Origin of the sequence: Thiobaca trueperi, from assembly GCF_004342175.1 — a bacterium.
Classification (GTDB): Bacteria; Pseudomonadota; Gammaproteobacteria; order Chromatiales; family Chromatiaceae; genus Thiobaca; species Thiobaca trueperi.
Genome location: NZ_SMAO01000010.1, coordinates 41,556 through 61,031, shown reverse-complemented (window position 1 = coordinate 61,031; position 19,476 = coordinate 41,556). Strand labels below are relative to the sequence as shown.

At 61.9% G+C, this 19,476-nt stretch carries 22 protein-coding genes; 16 read left to right on the top strand and 6 right to left on the bottom strand.

Annotation, left to right across the window (positions count from 1 at the left end; all coding sequences use genetic code 11):
• Nucleotides 1-9: 9 nt before the first annotated feature.
• The 7 genes from msrA to EDC35_RS16465 all read left to right on the top strand — a co-directional run bounded on the left by msrA (nt 10) and on the right by EDC35_RS16465 (nt 5,157).
• Nucleotides 10-555, top strand: coding sequence for a peptide-methionine (S)-S-oxide reductase MsrA (gene msrA / locus EDC35_RS16495; protein WP_132978362.1), 546 nt, complete (start codon nt 10-12; stop codon nt 553-555).
• Nucleotides 555-1,763 (top strand): type II secretion system F family protein, encoded by a 1,209-nt coding sequence (locus tag EDC35_RS16490; protein WP_132978361.1) that lies wholly within the window; start codon nt 555-557, stop codon nt 1,761-1,763. Before msrA ends, EDC35_RS16490 begins: the two co-directional genes overlap by 1 nt.
• Before the next feature lie 278 nt (nt 1,764-2,041).
• Nucleotides 2,042-2,461 carry a type II secretion system major pseudopilin GspG gene (gspG, locus tag EDC35_RS16485; protein ID WP_132978360.1) on the top strand — a complete coding sequence of 140 codons (420 nt, stop codon included), beginning with the start codon at nt 2,042-2,044 and terminating at the stop codon, nt 2,459-2,461.
• A 209-nt stretch (nt 2,462-2,670) separates the two neighbouring features.
• Nucleotides 2,671-3,120, top strand: a complete 450-nt coding sequence (locus tag EDC35_RS16480) for a GspH/FimT family pseudopilin (RefSeq protein WP_243651755.1) — start codon at nt 2,671-2,673, stop codon at nt 3,118-3,120.
• A complete protein-coding gene (locus EDC35_RS16475) occupies nt 3,117-3,509 on the top strand; it encodes a type IV pilus modification PilV family protein (RefSeq protein ID WP_132978359.1) in 393 nt (130 codons plus the stop codon). The genes EDC35_RS16480 and EDC35_RS16475 overlap by 4 nt, the downstream gene beginning before the upstream one ends.
• 14 nt (nt 3,510-3,523) lie before the next feature.
• Entirely contained in the window at nt 3,524-4,222 is a 699-nt protein-coding gene (locus EDC35_RS16470) for a prepilin-type N-terminal cleavage/methylation domain-containing protein (RefSeq protein WP_132978358.1), read from the top strand.
• Complete coding sequence (locus tag EDC35_RS16465) at nt 4,222-5,157, top strand: type II secretion system minor pseudopilin (RefSeq protein WP_132978357.1); 936 nt, start codon at nt 4,222-4,224, stop codon at nt 5,155-5,157. The genes EDC35_RS16470 and EDC35_RS16465 overlap by 1 nt, the downstream gene beginning before the upstream one ends.
• A 144-nt stretch (nt 5,158-5,301) precedes the next feature.
• Here the strand turns inward: EDC35_RS16465 and EDC35_RS18905 are convergent, their stop codons facing one another.
• On the bottom strand, nt 5,302-5,616 hold the full coding sequence (locus tag EDC35_RS18905; RefSeq protein WP_243651754.1) for a hypothetical protein: 315 nt from the start codon (nt 5,614-5,616) through the stop codon (nt 5,302-5,304).
• A 12-nt stretch (nt 5,617-5,628) separates the two neighbouring features.
• On the opposite strand from EDC35_RS18905, the gene EDC35_RS16460 reads away from it, so the two are divergent.
• The 7 genes from EDC35_RS16460 to EDC35_RS16430 all read left to right on the top strand — a co-directional run bounded on the left by EDC35_RS16460 (nt 5,629) and on the right by EDC35_RS16430 (nt 11,116).
• Complete coding sequence (locus EDC35_RS16460) at nt 5,629-6,423, top strand: PilN domain-containing protein (RefSeq protein WP_243651753.1); 795 nt, start codon at nt 5,629-5,631, stop codon at nt 6,421-6,423.
• A complete protein-coding gene (gene gspM, locus EDC35_RS16455) occupies nt 6,420-7,016 on the top strand; it encodes a type II secretion system protein GspM (protein WP_132978355.1) in 597 nt (198 codons plus the stop codon). Before EDC35_RS16460 ends, gspM begins: the two co-directional genes overlap by 4 nt.
• Nucleotides 7,013-7,597: a hypothetical protein gene (locus tag EDC35_RS16450; RefSeq protein WP_132978354.1), complete on the top strand. Its 585-nt coding sequence runs from the start codon at nt 7,013-7,015 to the stop codon at nt 7,595-7,597. The genes gspM and EDC35_RS16450 overlap by 4 nt, the downstream gene beginning before the upstream one ends.
• 41 nt (nt 7,598-7,638) lie before the next feature.
• Complete coding sequence (gene gspD, locus EDC35_RS16445) at nt 7,639-9,888, top strand: type II secretion system secretin GspD (protein ID WP_132978353.1); 2,250 nt, start codon at nt 7,639-7,641, stop codon at nt 9,886-9,888.
• Nucleotides 9,889-10,036: 148 nt separating this feature from the next.
• Nucleotides 10,037-10,483, top strand: a complete 447-nt coding sequence (locus tag EDC35_RS16440; protein WP_132978352.1) for a tyrosine-type recombinase/integrase — start codon at nt 10,037-10,039, stop codon at nt 10,481-10,483.
• 161 nt (nt 10,484-10,644) lie between these two features.
• Nucleotides 10,645-10,845, top strand: coding sequence for a type II toxin-antitoxin system RelE/ParE family toxin (locus EDC35_RS18900; RefSeq protein ID WP_243651752.1), 201 nt, complete (start codon nt 10,645-10,647; stop codon nt 10,843-10,845).
• Nucleotides 10,838-11,116: a helix-turn-helix domain-containing protein gene (locus tag EDC35_RS16430; RefSeq protein ID WP_132978351.1), complete on the top strand. Its 279-nt coding sequence runs from the start codon at nt 10,838-10,840 to the stop codon at nt 11,114-11,116. Before EDC35_RS18900 ends, EDC35_RS16430 begins: the two co-directional genes overlap by 8 nt.
• A gap of 36 nt (nt 11,117-11,152) precedes the next feature.
• Here the strand turns inward: EDC35_RS16430 and EDC35_RS16425 are convergent, their stop codons facing one another.
• The 5 genes from EDC35_RS16425 to fabI all read right to left on the bottom strand — a co-directional run bounded on the left by EDC35_RS16425 (nt 11,153) and on the right by fabI (nt 17,143).
• The gene (locus EDC35_RS16425) at nt 11,153-12,208 is read right to left on the bottom strand and encodes a PilT/PilU family type 4a pilus ATPase (RefSeq protein ID WP_132978350.1); all 1,056 of its coding nucleotides are present in this window, start codon (nt 12,206-12,208) and stop codon (nt 11,153-11,155) included.
• Nucleotides 12,209-12,229: 21 nt separating this feature from the next.
• Nucleotides 12,230-13,486, bottom strand: coding sequence for a PilT/PilU family type 4a pilus ATPase (locus EDC35_RS16420; protein ID WP_132978349.1), 1,257 nt, complete (start codon nt 13,484-13,486; stop codon nt 12,230-12,232).
• Nucleotides 13,487-13,746: 260 nt separating this feature from the next.
• Nucleotides 13,747-14,958, bottom strand: coding sequence for an acetate/propionate family kinase (locus EDC35_RS16415; protein ID WP_132978348.1), 1,212 nt, complete (start codon nt 14,956-14,958; stop codon nt 13,747-13,749).
• A complete protein-coding gene (locus EDC35_RS16410) occupies nt 14,955-16,364 on the bottom strand; it encodes a bifunctional enoyl-CoA hydratase/phosphate acetyltransferase (RefSeq protein ID WP_132978347.1) in 1,410 nt (469 codons plus the stop codon). The genes EDC35_RS16415 and EDC35_RS16410 overlap by 4 nt, the downstream gene beginning before the upstream one ends.
• Nucleotides 16,365-16,366: 2 nt before the next feature.
• A complete protein-coding gene (fabI, locus tag EDC35_RS16405; RefSeq protein WP_132978346.1) occupies nt 16,367-17,143 on the bottom strand; it encodes an enoyl-ACP reductase FabI in 777 nt (258 codons plus the stop codon).
• A 357-nt stretch (nt 17,144-17,500) separates the two neighbouring features.
• Between fabI and EDC35_RS16400 the strand changes: the two genes are divergently transcribed.
• Both EDC35_RS16400 and EDC35_RS16395 read left to right on the top strand, forming a co-directional pair.
• A complete protein-coding gene (locus EDC35_RS16400) occupies nt 17,501-18,976 on the top strand; it encodes an FAD-dependent oxidoreductase (protein WP_132978345.1) in 1,476 nt (491 codons plus the stop codon).
• Nucleotides 18,977-19,227: 251 nt separating this feature from the next.
• Nucleotides 19,228-19,431 (top strand): hypothetical protein, encoded by a 204-nt coding sequence (locus tag EDC35_RS16395; protein WP_132978344.1) that lies wholly within the window; start codon nt 19,228-19,230, stop codon nt 19,429-19,431.
• The last annotated feature ends 45 nt before the right edge of the window (nt 19,432-19,476 follow it).

Below are 19,476 nucleotides of genomic sequence, written 5' to 3'. Positions count from 1 at the left end.
GATGTGCCGATGACGATTGAAATCACAACGCTTGGCGGCGGCTGCTTCTGGTGTCTGGAGGCCGCCTTTCAGGTCATCAAAGGCGTCGAGTCGGTTGTTTCGGGATATGCCGGCGGGAACCGCGAGCATCCAAGCTATCGCGATGTCTGCAACGGCAGGACCGGACATGCTGAAGTGGTGCAGATCACATTCGATCAGGATCTGCTCGACTTCGGCAGACTTCTGGAGATTTTTTTCACCATCCATGACCCGACGACCCACAATCGTCAGGGCGCCGATGTCGGCGACCAGTATCGATCCGTGATCTTTTATCACTCAGCTGCTCAGTGCGAAACTGCCGAGCGGACCATCGCCGACCTGACAGCCGCCCGGATCTGGCCCGCTCCCATCGTGACCCGGATCCTGCCCGCGCCAACCTTCTATCCGGCCGAGGACGAGCATCAGAATTATTATCGCCGTCATCCGGAACAGGGATACTGTCAGGCCGTCATCTCGCCCAAGCTCGCCAAACTGCGGGCCCGGCATCAGGAACTGTTGTTGAGCGGGATGTCCTGATGCCGAAGTTTTTTTATAAGGCCGTGAAGTTCGATGGCGAGTCGGTCGAAGGCGAGATCGAGGCGGCGGACGAGGCGGCGGTGATTCGCCAGCTTCAGGGCGAGGGTCTGATCCCCATCGAGACCCGCACCACCAAAAGTCTGCGCTCCAAGCTGGGGCGGGTGCGGCGACGGCGGTTGAGCCAGAAAGAGATCGGCATCCTGACCCGCGAGCTGGCGACGCTGCTGGAGGCCGGCATGACGCTCGACCGCTCGTTGCAGATCCTGGTGGATCTGACCGCAGAGGAGCATCTGGTGCGGGTGCTGTCCGATTTGCAGGAACGGGTGCGGGGCGGCGCGACCTTTTCGAGTGCGCTGGAGGGCCAGGACGGCCAGTTTGCGCGGCTCTATATCAATATGGTGCGCGCCGGTGAGGCGAGCGGCGCGCTGGATCAGGTGCTCAATCGGCTGGCGGATTATCTGGAGCGGGTCGCCGAGCTGCGCCAGACGGTCATTTCGGCGCTGGTCTATCCGTCCATCCTGCTCTTTGTCGCCGGGCTCTCGGTGATCATGCTGCTGGTCTTCGTGGTGCCTCAGTTCACCGTCCTCTTTGACGACATGGGCGCGGCGCTGCCGGTGCCGACGCAGATCGTGGTCGCGGCGGGCGATCTCTTTCGCAACTACTGGTGGGCCATGCTGTGCGTGGTGGCACTGATTGCGGTGATCCTGGAACGCTGGATGCAGAATCCGCAGGTGCGCGAGCGCGTGGATCATCGCGTGCTCGATCTGCCGCTGTTCGGCGATCTCATCTGGAAGATGGAAACGGCGCGGCTCTGTCATACGCTCTCGACCCTGCTGAAAAACGGTCTGCCCCTGCTCAATGCGCTGAACCTGGCGAAGGAAGTGGTGTCGAACCGCAAGATTTTCGGCCTGCTCAACGAGGCAGGCGACGATCTCAAGCACGGTCGGGGGCTGGCCGGACCGCTGGTGCGCCTGCAGGCGCTACCGGATCTGGCGTTGCAGATGATCCGCGTCGGCGAGGAATCGGGCAGTCTGGACGCCATGCTGGCCAAGGTCGCCAGCATCTATGACCGCGAAACCCGGACGAGCGTGCAGAGTATGCTGACACTGCTGGAGCCGGCGCTGATCGTCGGTCTGGGCGTGGTCGTAGCCGGCATCATCATTTCCATCCTGATGGCGATTCTCGGGGCCAATGATTTGGTCTTCTAAACCGCGTCCAGTGCGATATGCGTAATTTTCAATTTGTGTTTAGCTCTGGGGAAGTCAGCGACATCAGTGGCGACGCGGTTTAAAATTTTATATTTTTTAATACCTTAAACCGCGCCAGCTCCGATAATCCTTGAGTCTGCCAGGGCCGATCTGACCCACAAAGATCGCATACCGTGCTGGGCGCGGTTTAAGCGGATCGTCCTTGGTCATCAAACCCGTTGCGCCATACAATGCGCGCGGCTTTCATCATTGAATTTTTAGGAATCCGAGGTATCCCGATGCGTTCAATACATTCCAGACGCGGACGTGGTTTCACGCTCGTCGAATTGCTGGTCGTGCTTGCCATTCTGGGTCTGCTGGCCGGACTGGTCGGCCCACAGGTGATGAAATTTCTGGGCAGTTCCAAGAGCAAGACGGCCCATCTCCAGATCAGCGATCTGTCGGCCACGCTCGATATGTACCGCCTGGAAATCGGTCGCTATCCGAGCGACATCAAAGCGCTGGTCGAGAAGCCGGGCGATGCGCCGAATTGGAACGGACCCTATCTGAAAAAGGACGAGGTGCCGAAAGATCCCTGGGGCTTCGAGTATCAGTACCGCTTCCCCGGCGAGCATGGCGCCTTCGACATCTGGTCGCTCGGCGCCGACAATCGCGAAGGCGGCGAGGGCGAGAACGCTGATATCCGCAGTTGGGATTAGGTGATTTCCTGAAAATCCATCCCTGATACGCGCCTCAAATGGACAGGATTAACAGGATTTTCCAGGATGGACAGGATTTTTCAACAACCTGTTTTCAATCTTGTTTATCCTGAATCATCCTGTTAATCCTGTCCATTGACGGTCTGTCAGGCGGGTAGACACTTTCCAGGAAAGCGCTTGACGTGTTCTCTGTTCCAAGATTGCTCCCTGTGTCCGGGCAGCACGGCTTCACTCTGGTCGAACTGCTGGTGGTGATGGCCATCGCGGCGCTGATGATGACGGCGGTTCCCTCGCTGTTTTCAGCCTCTTTTCCAGGACTCGAAATGAAGTCCGCCGCGCGCCAGACGGCGGCGATCCTGCGTCTGGCCAGGGAATCGGCCATTCGCCAGGGCGCTGAAACCGAACTGCTGGTCGATCTCGACGCGCACCGTCTGGATCTTCGCGGCTATCGCAGTCTCAAGCTGCCCAAGCGTCTGACGGTCCAGTTGGATGCGGCCAGCCGCGAGATGCTGGACGATCAGCGCGGTGTCATCCGCTTTTTCCCCGATGGCAGTTCAACGGGCGGACGAATCCTGCTGGCGAACGGCGATCACGGTTTTCAGATCGGTGTGATCTGGCTCACCGGGCGCATCGATCTGGCGACCTGGGAGGGTCCATGAGCACCCATCGGCAAGAGGGTTTTTCGCTGCTCGAAGTGCTGGTGGCCTTTGCCATCCTCGCCCTGTCGCTCGGCGTGCTGATGAACATCTTTGCGCGGGCGACCCAGACAACCATCCTCTCATCTCAATACAGCCAGGCGGCCTCGCTCATTGAATCGAAACTCGCCGCCGTCGGTCATGCGATTCCCCTGGAAGCCGGTTCGGTTGTGGGCGACCCGGAGAACGGTTTCGACTGGGAACTGAGCATCATGCCGGTCGAACTCAGCGAGGACGCCGTGACCGAACCGCCCGCCACGGCCTATGTCATCCATGGCAGTGTGCTCTGGCGCGATCTCGGGAAGGTGCGGCGGCTGACGCTTTCGACCCTGCGTCTGGGCGAGAATCCCTGAAACATGGAACAGAGATGAAAGCCCCAACGCAGCGGCCGCAAGGTTTTACCCTGGTCGAACTTCTGATCGCACTGGCCATGATCGGTCTGATCACGCTGCTGCTGTTTTCGGGGCTGCGCCTCGGTTCGCGCGCCTGGGAGGCGGTGGAGAAGGTCAGCGGCCAGACCGACGAACTGCGTCTGGCGCATGGCTTTCTGGCGCGCGCGCTGAGTCAGGCCCGCAACCTCAATGTCATGGTCCAGGCCGAATCGGTCATGGTCTTTGGCGGCAGCGATACGGCACTCGAATTCGCGGCGCCGCTCTCCGAACATGTCGGCCTCTCCGGGCTCTACGTCCTGCGTCTGACGCTCGAACGCCGGGGCGCGAGTCAGGCACTGGTGCTGAGCCGTTGGCTGCTGCACCCCGAGGTGCTGGCCGGAGGCGACGACTTTCCGCCCTGGGAGCCATTGGAGAAGGACGGCGGCAACACGCTTGATGACTATCCATCCGATCTGGACCGGGCGGGCGGTGCCTTTGGGCGAACCCTGCTGCTGGCTGAAGTGGACGCCTTTAGCGTCGCCTACTATGGCACCCCCGACGGCGAAACCGAGCCCGGCTGGCATAACGAATGGCTCGCTCAATCCACCCTGCCCACACTCCTGCACATCCGTCTGACGACCGCCTCGCAATCATGGCCCGATCTCTTCATCACCCTGCCAGCGCAGCAATTCTGATGTCACCATCGGTACGCCAGCGAGGCATCGCACTGATGCTGGTCATGTGGGTGCTCACCCTGCTCACGGTCATGGCGGTCGGCCTGACCGCCGCCCAGCGTACCGAGGTGGCCCTGACCGACAATCATGTCGAGACGGTTCGTTTCCGTCTCCTGGCCGACGCCGCCCTCGCCTATGCCGCCCTGAATTTCATGACGCAGCCTTCGGAAACCGATGCCGAGGCGACCACAGCGGAAACAGGGACGGCAATCTGGCTGCCGAATGGTGCACCGCACTCCTGGTGGTTCGCCGGAACCGACCTGAGAATCTCGGTGTTCAACGAAATGTCGCGCATCAATCTGAATCAGGCCGAACCCGAATTGCTCGAATCCTTGCTGCGCGCGCTCGATGTGCCGGAAGATGAGGCGAACGCGCTGGCGTCAGCCATTACCGACTGGCGCGACGAGGACGATCTGGCGCGTCTCAATGGCGCCGAAGACGGCGACTATAAACAGGCCGGACTTGCTTTCGGCGCCAAGGATGAGCCCTTTGTCGCGGTCGAGGAGCTGCGACAGGTACTCGGCATGACCCCGGACATCTATCGGCGACTGGCGCCCGAGGTGACGGTTGAGGGCGAGGGCGAAGCGCTGGCGGAGAAATTCGCCTCGCCAGCGGTGCTGGCGGCGACGCAGGGGATCTCGCTCGAAGCGGCCCGGGAGCAGGTTGCCGAACGGGATCAGACGACGGTTCCCGGCAGCACCGGACCACGCACACTTGACCGTGGCGGTCCGCTCTATCGGATCCTGGTCAGGGAAGGATCCTCTGGCCGACAGGGGCGTCGCATGGAGGCTGTGGTAGAAGTAATGTCCGGCCAACAGCCGCCTTATCTGGTTCGCTGGCGACGTTTCGGGCTTGGGCCTGAGCAATCAGCGGATCCAGAAGTGAACGATGGTTGACCGGACGCTGAGGGTGGCGAGTGATTGACTGATCGATTGACACTGAGAAAAATCCTGTCAACCTAAACTGCGTCCAGAGCGGGATGCCGGGTTTCGAGTGAACCTGACGTTTGGAGCATCCACGCCTCTTGGTGGGGACGCGGTTTAAATTTCATATTTTTCAAATCCATGGCCCTCACCGATCATTTCAATCGCTTGACCCAAGGCATCTCTCGAACCAGTCCATCCGTTGCTGACCTGTCCCAAGACATCCGCGAGCGTTTTGCGGGCTGTCTGCCACGGTTCGCGCGTCTGGCGCTGGCGAATCGCCGTCGGCGTCTGATCGTCGAGCCGGAGGGCGCCACGGCGCACCTGTTTTTTGCGGTGGGCCAGGAACGCGAACCCATTGGCGATTTCGATGTCGCGGGCATCACGCCCCTGCCGGGCGTTTTGTTCGAGCGCAGCAGGGATCCCGGACATGTGACGGAGCTCATGCTGCCAGATACCGCCATCCTGACGCGGCGGGTTTCCTTTCCGGCCCAGGTGCGGAGCAATCTGCCGCAGGTGCTGCGCTATGAGCTGGACCGTTTATCGCCCTTTCAGGCGCAGGACGTGGTCTTCGACTACCAACTGCAAGGTTCTCAGCGGACTGATCGTCTGACCCTCGATCTGGCGCTGTGCCGGCGCGATCAGGTGGAGGCTTGGATCAGGCGATTGCAGGAAGCCGGTTCGCCGATTGACCGGATCGTCTGGCAGGGCGCCTGGCCACGGGCGAATCTGCTGCCGCTGGCGGAACGACCGCTCCATCGACAGGCATGGTTCAGTGTCAGCCGACTGCTGCTGATCGTCGCCCTGCTGCTTGGCATGGCGATCATGGCAACCCCTGTGTGGCAAAAAAGCCAGATGGCGCAATCGCTCGACGCGGAGGTGCGGCGTGTCCGCGCGCAGGCGATCAGGGTCGATGAGGTGCGTCAGGAACTGGAGCTTGCCCGCCAGGGGAGTACGGCGGTGTTGCAGCAGAAATGGAGCCAGCCGCCAATCCTGGAGATGCTGCGCGAGCTGACCGACCGCTTGCCCGACGACACCTGGATCCAGAGTCTTGAGTACAACCAGGGTCAGGTCGATCTGCGTGGCGAATCCGGACAGGCGACGGCGCTGATCGCCATTCTGGAACAGGCACCCGGAATCGACGGCGTGGCGTTCAGATCCCCGGTGACCCAGATCGCCCGCACCGGCAAGGAGCGTTTCAATATTTCCTTCAGCTTTACCCTTCAGAGCGACCAATGACCCTGAAGCTGCCCCCCAAGATCGTCTGCGCCCTGGTCTGGCTGCTGCTCGTCATGGTGCCGCTCCTCTTGCTCGCCGGTATCCTGCTCCCCTGGACCAACCAGATCGCCGAACTCAACGAGAGGATCGCGACGGGCGAGGACCAACTGGCCCGCTACCGGCGGTTGCTACAGACGCTGCCGGGACTCCAGGCCGAACTGGAACAGGTTCGCAGTAACGATGCCTTCAAGGCATTTTATTTCAGTGCACCAACCCCGGCGCTCGCTGGCGCTCAGTTGCAGAGTCAGGTCCAGACGATTGTCACGGCGGCCAAGGGCAGCCTGGTCAGCACCCAATTGCTGCCGGAAGAAAAGAGCGAGAATCCGCCGCGCGTGCGCGTGCGAACCCAGATCCAAGGCTCGACTGAGACCCTGCTCGATGTCCTGCACCAGATCGAGCAGGCGCGTCCGTTCCTCTTTGTGGAGCAGCTGTCGATCCGTTCCTCAGCGCGTCCCGATCTGCCCGGCGGCCCCCGTCGCATGCCGAGATCTCCAACGGGCGAACTGACCGTCAGACTGGACATCTTTGGCTTTGCCCTCGGGGGTGGCACTTGACGAGGATCCTGCCCGCTTTCACCGTCCTGCTGCTGCTTGGATTTTTAGTTCTGCTGTGGAAAGACTGGCCGCCACCGCCCTCTCAGGCCGGGCTCGGCAACGAGTCGGCTGGGGCGACCGGCACGCAGATCGAGTCTGCTCCGGATCCACTGGCCAGACTCAAGCCACCACCTGAACGGGAGACCTTCGCAAGCGTGATCGAGCGTCCCATTTTCCGGCCCGACCGCAAACCCGAGCCGGAACCGGACGCAGAACAGACGGCGCCAGCCACTCCCGAGAGCAATGCCCAACTGGATACCATGGACTTGACCGGTGTCCTGATCACGCCGTCGATCATTTCCGCCTGGGTGAAAGACCCGGCGCAACCCAAGCTGCGCCGGGTCAGAATCGGCGACGATTTCGAGGGCTGGTCGGTGCGCGAGATCCTGGAAGACCGCGTCCTGCTGGAGCGACAGGGTGAGGAGTATGCGCTAATATTGCGCGATTACAGCAAAGAGTCGCCTGCGGCAGCCCCCGCGCCTGTCCCGCGACGCACGCCCCGCCTGCCCAAAGGCGTGCCGCCTGCCCCCCCCACACCATGATCCATTCGCCGCCATGCGGCGACCGTCATCATCGAGGCCCAATGTACGCCGATTTTCATTGTTATCGTCGGATGCAGCCTGGACGCTGGCTGCGCCCGCTCATCCTGATCGCCCTGGCGCTGACACTGGCAGCATGCGAGCGCGGCTACTGGGATCCCACCGTCAAGGTTGGCGAACCTTCAGGTCATGTCGTGGATCGCGACCAGCTTGATAGACGGGAAGCCTTCAAGGAACGCGGCGGCACGGGCGCCGAGACCATTGCGCTGGGTGACGAAAACACCAAAACGGCAAAATCCAACGAGTCGCTGCAACGCGGCACCGGAACCTTCGTCCGCAAGGTCACACCGCCGAGCGTCGATACCACACCCGGCGACGTGACCCTGAACTTCGACGGCACCGACATTCGCGAGGTGGTCAAGGTCATTCTCGGCGATCTGCTCAAGGTCAATTACGTCCTGCATCCGGCGGTGCAGGGCGTCACCTCGCTCCAGACCGGACGCCCGCTGCGCCGCGAGGATTTGATCCCCACCCTGGAGACCCTGCTGCGCATGAACAACGCAGCCATTGTCTACCGGGATGGTTCCTATGAGGTCGTGCCACTGGCCAATGCCATGCAGGGCAAGGTCGTGCCGCAGCTTGGCGAATCGGCGCGCGCCCTGCCCCAAGGCTATAGCGTGCAGGTGGTGCCGCTGCGCTATATCGGCGCGGAGGAAATGGGCAACATCCTCCAGCCGCTGGCGCCAGAAGGCAGCGTCATCCGCGTGGACAACCTGCGCAACCTGGTGGTCATCGCTGGCACCAGCCCGGAAATGGGCAATCTGCTCGATACCATCCGGGTCTTCGATGTGGACTGGATGTCCGGTCTGTCGGTCGGCTTTTTCGTCTTGGAATACGCGAAATCCGCCGATGTCGCGACCCAGTTGCAAAGCCTGCTGGCCGACGAAGCGGCCAACCCGATCAAGGGTCTGTTCCGCTTCGTACCGATCGAAAGCTCCAATGCGCTGTTGGTGGTCTCGCCTCAGGAGAGCTATATCCAACAGGCGCGCAACTGGATCGAGCGACTGGATATGGCCGAGGCCACGGGCAATGCCGCCGAGCGCCTCTTTGTTTATCGGGTCAAGCACGGCGACGCCGAGGGGCTCGCCGACATCCTCTCTCAACTGTTCGGCGGTACCAGTGGTGGCGGCAGCAATCGCTCGGTCGGCAGCGTGGCGCCGGGGCTTGGCAAGTCGAGCATCGGCTCCCGGGGCTCATCCGGGAGTTCCTCTGGGCTGAACCGTTCAGGCGGACTAGGGGCGAGCAGTCAAACGAACACCAGCACCGATTCCGCAGTCGGTCAGTCCGACTCCACCCGCAGTGCTTCATCGCGCGAAATCGAGATGTCGGCCAGCGTCAGCATCGTCGCCGACACCGTCAATAACTCGCTGCTGGTGCGCGCCAATCCGCGCGACTTCAAAAAAATCCTGGACGCCCTGAAACAGCTCGACATCGTCCCGTTGCAGGTGCTGGTGGAGGCGACCATCGTCGAGATCACCCTGACCGGTAATCTCAAATACGGTGTCCAGTGGGATTTCTTTGGCCTGGCGACCAAGGATCAGCGTAGCCGCATCTCGCTCGACGGTACCCTCGACAGCTCGACCGAATCCGGCATCAGCAACATCTTTCCGGGTTTCAACTGGGCCGTGATCTCGCGCCCGGACACCATCCGCGCCACCCTGAGCGCACTGGCCGGCGAGAACCTCGTCAATGTGCTGTCGTCGCCATCGGTCATGGTGCTGGACAATCAGGTCGCGAAGATCCAGGTCGGCCAGCAGGTTCCCGTGGCCACCTCGCAACAGCAGGCCACATCGGTCAACGACCGTGTCATCAACACCATCGAATACAAGGACACCGGCGTCATGCTCTCGGTCAAGCCGCGCGTGACCCCGGGCGGGCTGGTGCAGATGGAGATCGAGCAGGAGGTGAGCACGGTCGCGACGACGAAAAGCTCATCGCTCGACTCACCGACCTTTCAAACGCGCAACATCACCAGTTCGGTGGCGGTGCGCTCCAATCAGGCGGTCGTGCTCGGCGGTCTGATCCAGGATCAGCGCAGCGACGGCAAGCAGGGCGTCCCCGGACTCTACGATCTGCCCTTTGCCGGCGCGCTGTTCGGCGAGCGTTCAAAGGAAGCCAATCGCACCGAACTGGTCGTGGTGCTGACACCCAAGGTCATCTCCAGCGACCAGGATATCGAGTCGGTAACGGAAGATTTCCGCAACAAGGTGCGTGGACTGAATTTCAAGTTCTAAAGTTGCCAGTTACGCCATGATCCGCCAAGATACACCCGCATACATCATCACTTTTGAATCAGCGAGTTAGAGGTTTACGGACATCCTCAGACACCCACCAAGATTCACGACGGCGGTAGCCCCCAGGTAGCCCCGTCGTTTTGACCAGATGGTCCCTGACACCAAGAATCACGAACCGCACACCCTGCCCCTGTCTGACTTCCTGTTCGACCTGCTGACCAGCCGCCGCACTCAAGCGGCCCCAGGGGATCGCTACGTCTTCGCCAGCGACACCAACCGGGCTGGGCATCTGGGCGACATTCAGCGACAGCTCAACCGCGTCACCGCCCGGTCAGGCATCACCTTCACCCTGCACGACCTGCGGCGCACCTTCATGACCACGGCGGAAGGACTGGATATTTCGGCCTATGCCGTCAAGCGGCTGGCGAATCACAAGACCAGCGGCGACGTGACCGCCGGTTACGTCATTACCGACGTGGAACGGCTGCGGAAGCCGATGCAGGCCGTCGCCGACTTCCTGCTGCGTGCCATCGGTCTGCGCCCGCGTGGCGAGGTTGTGACCTTGCCCCGATCCACCCAGGAGCAGGCCGGATAACCCGTCACGCAACACAGACGAAACCACGCCTTTGACGTATCATCGCCGGCATGGTCTTCATCGAAACCTCACTCTTTACCCGACTCGTCACCCAACACCTGACAGATGACGAGTACGCGGCCCTGTAAGCCGCCCTGATCCTGCATCCCGAGACGGGTAACGTGGTCCCCGGTAGCGGAGGCGTGCGCAAGCTGCACTGGGCTGGATCGGGACGGGGCAAGCGCGGAGGACTGCGGATCATCTATTACTGGCGCAGTCGAGCCGGTCAAATCTGGCTGCTGACCCTCTACCCCAAGAACGAGCAAGCGAACATCCCGCCCCACATCCTGCGGGCGATTGCCGAGGAAATCAGTGATGAGTAAGCGCGACATCGGGCAAGAAATCCTTGACGGCATCCGCGAGATCAAGGCCCACCAACGCGGCGAGGTGACGCTACGCACCCGCGAGGTATCGGAACCGGACGCCCGCGCCATCCGCCAGCGCATGGGCCTGACACAAGACGCCTTCGCCGCGCTGTTGGGCGTCAGCGCCCGGACCCTGGAATGCTGGGAGCAGGGACGGCGACACCCGCGCGGCCCCGCCCTGGCGCTGCTGCGGGTCGCATCGAACCATCCCGAGGCGCTGCGTCCCTGATCCTGGCAAACCCACGCCTACCGCACCGGGCGCGGTTTAACCGAAATGCACCTTCGCCTCTAGGTTGGGCGCCGAGTCGGCATTGGTGAGCGCCTCTTCCAGGGTGATGGTGCCTTCGCGATAGAGCGCCAGCAGCGCGTCGTCGAAGGTTCGGATACCCTCGCTGTTGCTCTGCTGCATGGCCTCGTTGACGGCATCGACACGCCCTTCCCGAATCAGATCCGCAATATGGGGTGTGTTGACCAGCACCTCCATCGCGGCACAGCGCGCCCCGCTCTTGGTGCGCACCAGACGCTGGGAGAGAATCGCCCGCAGATAGACGGACAGATCCATGAAGAGCGTCTTGTGCATCGCCTGCGGAAAGAGGTTGATGATCCGCTCCATCGCCTGATAGGCGTTGTTCGCATGCAGGGTTGATAGCGCCAGATGACCGGTTCCGGCGAGCTCGATGGCGGCCTCCATCGCTTCACGGGTGCGGATCTCGCCGATCAGCACCACGTCCGGCGCCTCGCGCAGCACGCTCTTGAGTGCATTGGCATAGCTCTTGGTATCGAGTCCGACTTCACGCTGGCTGACGATGCACTGCTGGTGCGAATGGGTGAACTCGATCGGATCTTCGATGGTGATGATGTGTCCCGAGGCGCTCTGATTGCGATGATTGATCATGGCCGCCAGCGTGGTCGATTTGCCGGATCCGGTGGCGCCGACCATGAGGATGATCCCGCGCTTGTGCATGACGAGCTGCGACAGAATCGGCGGGGCGTTGAGTGACTCCAGGGTGGGGACATTGGCCTGGATGTAGCGCAGCACCATCGATGGCTGGCCGCGCTGATAGTAGGCGTTGACCCGGAAACGTGCGCGTCCCTCCAGCGCGATGGCGAAATCCAGCTCCCGTTCACGTTCCAGTTCGCCGATCTGTTCCGCAGTCATCACTGCCTCCAGCGTCTCGCGACAGAGCGCCGGGGTCAGCACCGTGTCGCCGACCGACCGCATGACACCCTCGATCTTGATCTTGACCGGAGCGCCGGTGGCGAAAAAGAGATCCGACGCATTGTGGCGGATCATGAGTTCGAGATAGGGCTTGATGTCCATGGGTGTCTGTCCGTTGAGCGTTTAGAATGACCCGCGCGGCTTGGGGCGCGGCTCGCCGAAGGTTCCGGCTGGCGGATCCTCGATACGCGAGACCGGCGAGGAGTCGCCAAACAGGTTCGAATCCAGGACGTCCTCTCCCTCATCGCCGACCATTCTGAGGGTTTCCGTCTCGGTGAAGTGATCCTTTTCGCGCGCCTCGCGTCCCTCCAGCTTGATCGCCAGACGCAGGCCATTCATCGAATCGGCATTGCGCAGCGCATCCTCGTAGCTGATCTTGCCCGCCTCATGGAGATCGAAGAGCGCCATGTCGAAGGTCTGCATACCCAGCTCGCGCGAGCGTTTCATGATGGCCTTGATCCCGCCGACATCACCCTTGAAGATGAGATCCTGGATCAGCGGCGAGTTGAGCATGACCTCGACGGCGGCGATGCGTCCGCCATCGGTGCAGGGCAGCAGACGCTGCGAGACGATGGCGTTGAGATTGAGCGAGAGGTCCATCAGCAACTGTCCCCGGCGCTCCTCCGGAAAGAGGTTGATGATGCGGTCAAGCGCCTGATTGGCGTTGTTCGCATGGAGCGTCGAGAGACAGAGATGTCCGGTCTCGGAGAAATTAATCGCGTATTCCATGGTCTCGCGGGTGCGGATCTCGCCGATCAGGATCACGTCCGGCGCCTGGCGCAGGGTATTGACCAGCGCCGCCTCCCAGCTTTCGGTATCGACCCCAACCTCGCGCTGGGTGATCAGACAGTTGCGATGCGGATGGACGTACTCGACCGGATCCTCGATGGTGATGATGTGACCGTAACTGTTGACGTTGCGATGACCGAGCATGGCCGCCAGCGAGGTGGATTTGCCCGATCCTGTGCCGCCGACCATCAGCACCAGACCGCGCTTGTTCATCACCACTTCTTTCAGCACCGGCGGCAGATGCAGTTCCTCGATGGTCGGGATGCCCGCGTTGATGGTGCGCAGCACCGCGCCGCACAGTCCCTGCTGGACGAAGGCATTGACCCGGAAACGCCCGATGTCCTGGGGACTGATGGCGAAGTTGCATTCCTTGTGGGCATCGAAGTCGCGCACCTGACGGTCGTTCATGATCGAGCGCACCAGGGTATTGGTCTGCTCACCACTCAACGCCTGGCTGCTCATTGGCGTCATGCGGCCATCAATCTTGCAGGCGGGGGGAAAACCGGCGGAGATAAAGAGGTCGGAGCCCTTCTTGAGCACCATCTTGCGCAGACATTCGAGCATGAATTGAGCGGCTTGTTGACGATCCATGAAACACCCCGACGATTCTGATTAGCGACCCATGATTGCCATAATGGATCACATGATAAGCGCGGGGCTTCATTCCCAAAATAGGGGCCGGTCAAGATTCTCCTGAGTACCGCAAGTTTCAACAAAAAGCGGCCCGATTGGGCCGCTGCATGTCAATCCTCAATCACATCTGAGCAATCGCCGCTGGCAATCGCAAAATGGATTTCAACCAGGATTCGGTTTGCTGAACAGACGGTGGGTAGATCCTGCGGAAGATCGGCTTATCCGCCAGCGCACAGTCGCAACGTGTGACAGGCGATCATCAGCTCTTCATCGGTTGGAATCACCCAGGCACTCACCCGGCTGTCATCCGTGCTGATCCGGGTGGCATGGGCGGCGTTCGCGTCCGCATCCAGTTCCAGCCCCAGCCAGCCACAACCGGCGCTGACTGCTTCGCGCACCGGGGCGGCACGCTCGCCGATGCCGGCGGTGAAGACCAGATGATCCATCCCCCCCGCAACCGCCGCCAGGGCGCCGATCTCACGCACAATGCGATGCACGAACAGCTCAATCGCCTCACGCGCGCTGCTCTCGGTGCTGTCAAGCAACACGCGCATGTCGGCGCTGATGCCGGAAACCCCGAGCAGCCCGGATTCGTGATAGAGCACCCGCGCGACCTGTTCCGGTGTCAGTCCCTCCTGTTGCAGCAGATGCAGCACTACGCCCGGATCCAGATAGCCGCAGCGCGTCCCCATCGGCAGACCGTCCAGCGTGGTGAAACCCATGCTGGAGGCGACACTGACGCCATCGCGCGTCGCGCACAGACTGGAGCCATTGCCCAGATGTGCCATCACCACCCGTCCGGTCGGCGCCCCATCCAGATGCTGCGCCAGACGCCGGCTGACATATTCGTAGGACAGCCCGTGAAAGCCATAGCGGATGAAACCGGCTTCGCTCAATCGCCGGGGCAGCGCATAGGCCTGCGCCGCCCAGGACTGGCTGGTATGGAAGCTGGTGTCAAAACAGGCAACCTGTGGCAGCTCGGGACGCAGCGCGGCAAAGAGCCGCATCGGCGCCACACTGTGCGGCTGATGGAGCGGCGCGAGCGGGGTCAGGGCGTCGAGCCGCTCCAGGGTCGCTGCATCCAGACGCACCGGCTGACGATAATCACGCCCGCCATGCACCACCCGGTGCCCGATGGCCAGGATCTGTCCAGACCCCGGCTGTCCTTCCAGCCAGCCGAGCAGGTTCTGCAGGGCGGCGGCGTGGTTGAACACGCCCTCACTGGCCGGCGTCTCGTCGGTCAGGTCATGGCCCATGCCATCCCTGACCAGCAAGCGGGGCCGGTCGCCGCCCAAACCGGAGAAATGACCCCGGTAGCGGAGACTCAGGGCATCCATGCCCTCGCTGCTCTCGCTATCGGCGGCGTGGCCAAAGACCGCAAACTTGATGCTCGACGAACCGCTGTTGACGATGAGCAGATCGCCGCTCATGGTCCCTTCTTCAACTGATACTGCGCCAGCAGCAGCGCCAGGGCACAGGAGGCCATGCGGGTGATGGCGTCATCGGCGCGGCTGGTCAGCACGATCGGCACCCGTGCCCCGACCACCAGGCCGGCGCCGGTGGCGTCGGCCAGATAGGTGAGCTGCTTGACCAGCATGTTGGCGGCTTCCAGATCGGGCGCGACCAGGATGTCAGCCTTGCCGGCGACCTGCGAGACGATTCCCTTGGTCGCTGCTGCCGCTTCGGACACGGCATTGTCGAAGGCCAGCGGACCATCGAGCAGGGCGCCGCTGATCTGGCCGCGCTCGGCCATCTTGCACAGCGCCGCCGCCTCGACCGTCGAGCGGATCTTGGGATTGACCGTCTCGACCGCTGAGAGGATGGCGACCTTGGGCTGCGCGATGCCGACCGCGTGCGCCAGTTCGATGGCGTTCTGGATGATGTCGATCTTTTCTTCCAGGGTCGGATCAATGTTGATCCCGGCATCGGTGATGAAGAGCGGACGCGGATAGGTCGGCACGTCGAAGGCGCTGACATGGCTGATCCGACGCTCGGTGCGCAGACCGGAGTTGCGCCGCACCACCTCACGCAGCAGTTCGTCCGAATGCAGCGAGCCCTTCATGATGGCGTTCACCGCGCCGCTGCGGGCAAGCGCCACCGCCTGTTCCGCCGCCGCGTGGCTGTGAGGCACGTTGACGATCTGGAAACCCGAGATATCGACCTCGGCCTCGTCCGCCGCGTGACGGATGCGATCCTCGGGGCCGACCAGCACCGGGACGATCAAACCGGCCTGAGCCGCCTCAAAGGCCCCCAGCAGCGATTGCGCGTCCACCGGATGCGCCACCGCCATCGCCACCGGCTCCGGCTGGTTCGCCGCATCAAGCAGCTCGTGGAGCTTGGCCCGCTCGGCCATGCGCACCCGTGGCATGATGGTGCGCGCACGGCGGATCTTCTCGGTCGGCGCCAGCACATCGGCCACGCCCTCGATCACATTGCGTCCATCCTGGTTGGTGCAGGTGCAATCGAAGGTGACGCGCTTCTTCTCGGGATCCTTGTCCCGTACCGTGACCGTGACCTTGAGGATATCCCCCAGACCGACGGTGGCGCGAAAACGCAGGGTCTGACCCAGATAGATGGTGCCGGGACCGGGCATCTCGGTGCCAAGCACGGTCGAGATGAGCGCGCCACCCCACATGCCGTGGGCAATGACCTCCTGGAAACGGCTGCTCTTGGCGAAATCCTCGTCCACATGGGCCGGATTCACGTCACCCGACATCACCGCGAACAGCTTGATGTCGTCCATGGTCAGACGCCGCTCGATGCTGGCGCTGTCGCCGATCTGGAGCTCGTCGAAGGTCAGGTTCTCGATGAATTGCTTGTCGTTCTTGATTTCCATGTTCAGGCTCTCACGTTGACGCCGGCATCGACGTAAGTGGTGCTGCCGGTCAGTCCGCTGCCCGCCCCGGAGGCGAGAAAGACCGCCGTGCGTCCGACATCATCGATGGTCGCCAGACGACGCAGCGGCGCGCGGGTCTCGGCGCTTGCCAGCAGTTGATCGAAGTCGGCAATGCCGGATGCGGCGCGGGTCTTGATCGGGCCGGGCGAGATGGCGTGGACGCGGATCCCCTGCGGGCCCAGTTCGGCCGCCAGATAACGCACCGAGGCCTCCAGGGCGGCCTTGACCGGACCCATCATGTTGTAATTGTCCACCACCTTTTCGGCCCCGTAATAGGACAGGGTGATGAGGGTGCCGCCTTCCTTCAGCAGCGGCTCGGCACGTTTTGCCAGCCGGATGAATGAATGACAGGAAATATCCATCGCCAGCGCAAAGCCGTCGCGCGAACAGTCCACGACCCGCCCGTGCAGATCGTCCTTGAGGGCGAAGGCCATCGAATGGATGAGGAAGTCCAGCTTGCCCCAGCGGCTGGCGGCGCGCTCGAACAGGGCCGCAACCTGAGTCTCGTCCTGCACATCGCACAGGAGCGCATCGGCGTTGCCGAGTTCAGCCGCCAGTGGCAGCACATATTTATCGGCCTTTGCATTACCGTAGGTGAGCAGCAGTTCGGCGCCAGCCTCATGCATGGCCCGGGCGCAGCCATAGGCGATGCTGTCGGCGTTGGCGAGACCGGTGACGATGCCGGTTTTGCCTTGAAGTGAAAAGGGGTTGGTGCTCACGAGAGATCTCCGGGTCTTGGTTTTCGAGTGACGATCAGACCACAGGATAGAGAAAATGTTGCGGCGCAACAAATACTATTCGGTGATGGTTAAACCGCGCCCGGTGCAGCAGGCGATATTTTTGGACCGGATTGATCCTCGCCGCATCGACGATAGTCGGCGCTGGCGTGACTCAAGACATTGAAAAGACAGTCGCACACGAAAGAAATTATTGTTCGATGCAATGCAATAAATGTATCTGGCGGCGTTCTTTCCTGCTTCGACATCCGTTAGTGTGGCGCCTTTGCTGCACCGCACAACGCCATCCTGCCGTGATGGCCTTCGGTGCGGACAGCCGCCGGAGAACTGCTCAACACCATGTCCACCCATTACGATGTCCTGATCGTCGGCGCTGGCGTCACGGGCACGGCCCTGCTCTATGAGCTGGCAAAATTCACCGATCTCGGCCGGCTGTGTCTGGTCGAGGCGCAGGACAGCATCGCCACCCTCAACTCGCACGCCCACAACAACAGCCAGACCATCCACTGCGGCGACATCGAGACCCATTACAGCCTGGACAAGGCCAGTGCGGTCAAACGCACCGCCTATATGGTGCTCAATTACGCGACCAAGCTGCCGGGCCGCGAGCGCGACCGCATCGTCCACAAAATGCCCCGAATGGTGTTGGGTGTCGGCCCGGCTGAAGGTGCGGCGCTGCGACGGCGCTACGCCGCCTTCAAGGGTCTCTATCCGCGCATGCAGCTGCTGGAACGCCACGACATCGCCGACATCGAGCCGAATGTCGCGCTGGTCGATGGCGCCTGGCGCCGTGACGAGATCGTCGCCACCGGCACCCCGGATGACTACAGCGCGGTGGACTTCAAGGAACTGGCGCAATCCTTCTCGCATGAATGCGTGCGCATGGACCGCACCACCAGCAAACAGATCACCCAGTTGTTTTCGACCAAAGTGGACGCCATCCGTCGCGACGGCAACGACTATGTGGTGGAAACCAGCCGGGGTCCGCTCCAGGCGCGGGCGGTCGTGGTCTGTGCCGGCGGACACTCGCTCTCGATGGCGCAGTCGATGGGGCTGGGGCTGGAGTACGTCTGTCTGCCGGTTGCCGGCTCCTTCTATTTCGCCCCGGAGGCGCTCAACGGCAAGGTCTATCGGCTTCAGAATCTGAATCTGCCCTTTGCCGCCGTGCATGGCGACCGTGACATCAAGGAACATGGCAAGACCCGCTTCGGGCCAACCGCGCTCATGCTGCCGATGCTGGATCGTCAGCGCCGCGAACGGTTCGAACGCTTCTCTGATGCCTTTCGCTTCGACCGGCGGGTCGCCCGAGCGGTCTGGGATCTGCTGCGCGTCAGGGAAACCCGCGATTACATCCTGCGCAATTTTCTCTATGAAGTCCCGCGTCTGAGCCGGCATCTGATCATCAAGGAAATCCGGCGCATCGTGCCTTCCATCGATGCCGCCGACATCACCCATGCCGAGGGTTTCGGCGGTGTGCGGCCACAGTTGATCGATACCGGAACGGGCCGCCTGAAGATGGGCGAGATCAAGATCGCCAATGGGGCAGGACTCATCTTCAACATGACGCCCTCGCCCGGCGGCACCAGTTGTCTCGGCAGCGGCGAGCAGGATATGCGAACCCTGGCCGGCTACCTGGGCGCGCGGATCGACGAGCAGGCATTCGAGCGCGAACTGCTGATGGGCTACGAGGACACCCGGCATGACCGGATCGAACCGATGACGCCACCTGTCAGGCAGACGCCGACCAGGCCGGCGTCCCGCTCCGACTACAAGCCCTCCGAGACCGGGACGGTGCTTATTCCGCGTCCGCTTTAAACCGCGCCCGGTGCGGCATGTGATATTTGAGGATTGAATCGACCTTGGCAGAATCAACAACCGTTCGAGCAGGCGCGGTTTAAAATATTAAAAAATATAAAATTTTAAACCGCGTCTCCACTGAGGTCGGTGGCCTCTCCGAAACCGAATACAAACTGAAAATGACGCATATCGCTCTGGACGCGGTTTAAAGCGGATGCCGAAAATGGCTGAAACATCGGGGTTACAGCGAAATTCAGCCACAATCGGCTTTGACGGTCGATGTCGCCGCTGTGGAGAATGACGGGACATTCGACTTCGACCTGTCAGGCTGGGAGATGGATGACGCGCTCCCGGTGCTAAACAAGGTGATGGCTTTGCCGGAAGCCTCGAATACTCATTCGGCCTGGCGTTCACAGGAAGTTGGCTTTTTGAGCGGTGCGAGCGCGGCAGAGCACATGATTGCATGGGTTTGACGCTGCTGCCCTATACCCACCAAAGTCAAGAATAAGGAGCCTATT

What these genes read in the sequence shown, in the direction of transcription:
- msrA (WP_132978362.1), top strand. Translation starts at nt 10, where the DNA reads ATGACGATTGAAATCACAACGCTTGGCGGCGGCTGCTTCTGGTGTCTG.
- EDC35_RS16490 (WP_132978361.1), top strand. Translation starts at nt 555, where the DNA reads ATGCCGAAGTTTTTTTATAAGGCCGTGAAGTTCGATGGCGAGTCGGTC.
- gspG (WP_132978360.1), top strand. Translation starts at nt 2,042, where the DNA reads ATGCGTTCAATACATTCCAGACGCGGACGTGGTTTCACGCTCGTCGAA.
- EDC35_RS16475 (WP_132978359.1), top strand. Translation starts at nt 3,117, where the DNA reads ATGAGCACCCATCGGCAAGAGGGTTTTTCGCTGCTCGAAGTGCTGGTG.
- EDC35_RS16470 (WP_132978358.1), top strand. Translation starts at nt 3,524, where the DNA reads ATGAAAGCCCCAACGCAGCGGCCGCAAGGTTTTACCCTGGTCGAACTT.
- EDC35_RS16465 (WP_132978357.1), top strand. Translation starts at nt 4,222, where the DNA reads ATGTCACCATCGGTACGCCAGCGAGGCATCGCACTGATGCTGGTCATG.
- EDC35_RS18905 (WP_243651754.1), bottom strand. Translation starts at nt 5,616, where the DNA reads ATGTCCGGGATCCCTGCTGCGCTCGAACAAAACGCCCGGCAGGGGCGT.
- EDC35_RS16460 (WP_243651753.1), top strand. Translation starts at nt 5,629, where the DNA reads ATGCTGCCAGATACCGCCATCCTGACGCGGCGGGTTTCCTTTCCGGCC.
- gspM (WP_132978355.1), top strand. Translation starts at nt 6,420, where the DNA reads ATGACCCTGAAGCTGCCCCCCAAGATCGTCTGCGCCCTGGTCTGGCTG.
- gspD (WP_132978353.1), top strand. Translation starts at nt 7,639, where the DNA reads ATGTACGCCGATTTTCATTGTTATCGTCGGATGCAGCCTGGACGCTGG.
- EDC35_RS16440 (WP_132978352.1), top strand. Translation starts at nt 10,037, where the DNA reads ATGGTCCCTGACACCAAGAATCACGAACCGCACACCCTGCCCCTGTCT.
- EDC35_RS16430 (WP_132978351.1), top strand. Translation starts at nt 10,838, where the DNA reads ATGAGTAAGCGCGACATCGGGCAAGAAATCCTTGACGGCATCCGCGAG.
- EDC35_RS16425 (WP_132978350.1), bottom strand. Translation starts at nt 12,208, where the DNA reads ATGGACATCAAGCCCTATCTCGAACTCATGATCCGCCACAATGCGTCG.
- EDC35_RS16420 (WP_132978349.1), bottom strand. Translation starts at nt 13,486, where the DNA reads ATGGATCGTCAACAAGCCGCTCAATTCATGCTCGAATGTCTGCGCAAG.
- EDC35_RS16415 (WP_132978348.1), bottom strand. Translation starts at nt 14,958, where the DNA reads ATGAGCGGCGATCTGCTCATCGTCAACAGCGGTTCGTCGAGCATCAAG.
- EDC35_RS16410 (WP_132978347.1), bottom strand. Translation starts at nt 16,364, where the DNA reads ATGGAAATCAAGAACGACAAGCAATTCATCGAGAACCTGACCTTCGAC.
- EDC35_RS16400 (WP_132978345.1), top strand. Translation starts at nt 17,501, where the DNA reads ATGTCCACCCATTACGATGTCCTGATCGTCGGCGCTGGCGTCACGGGC.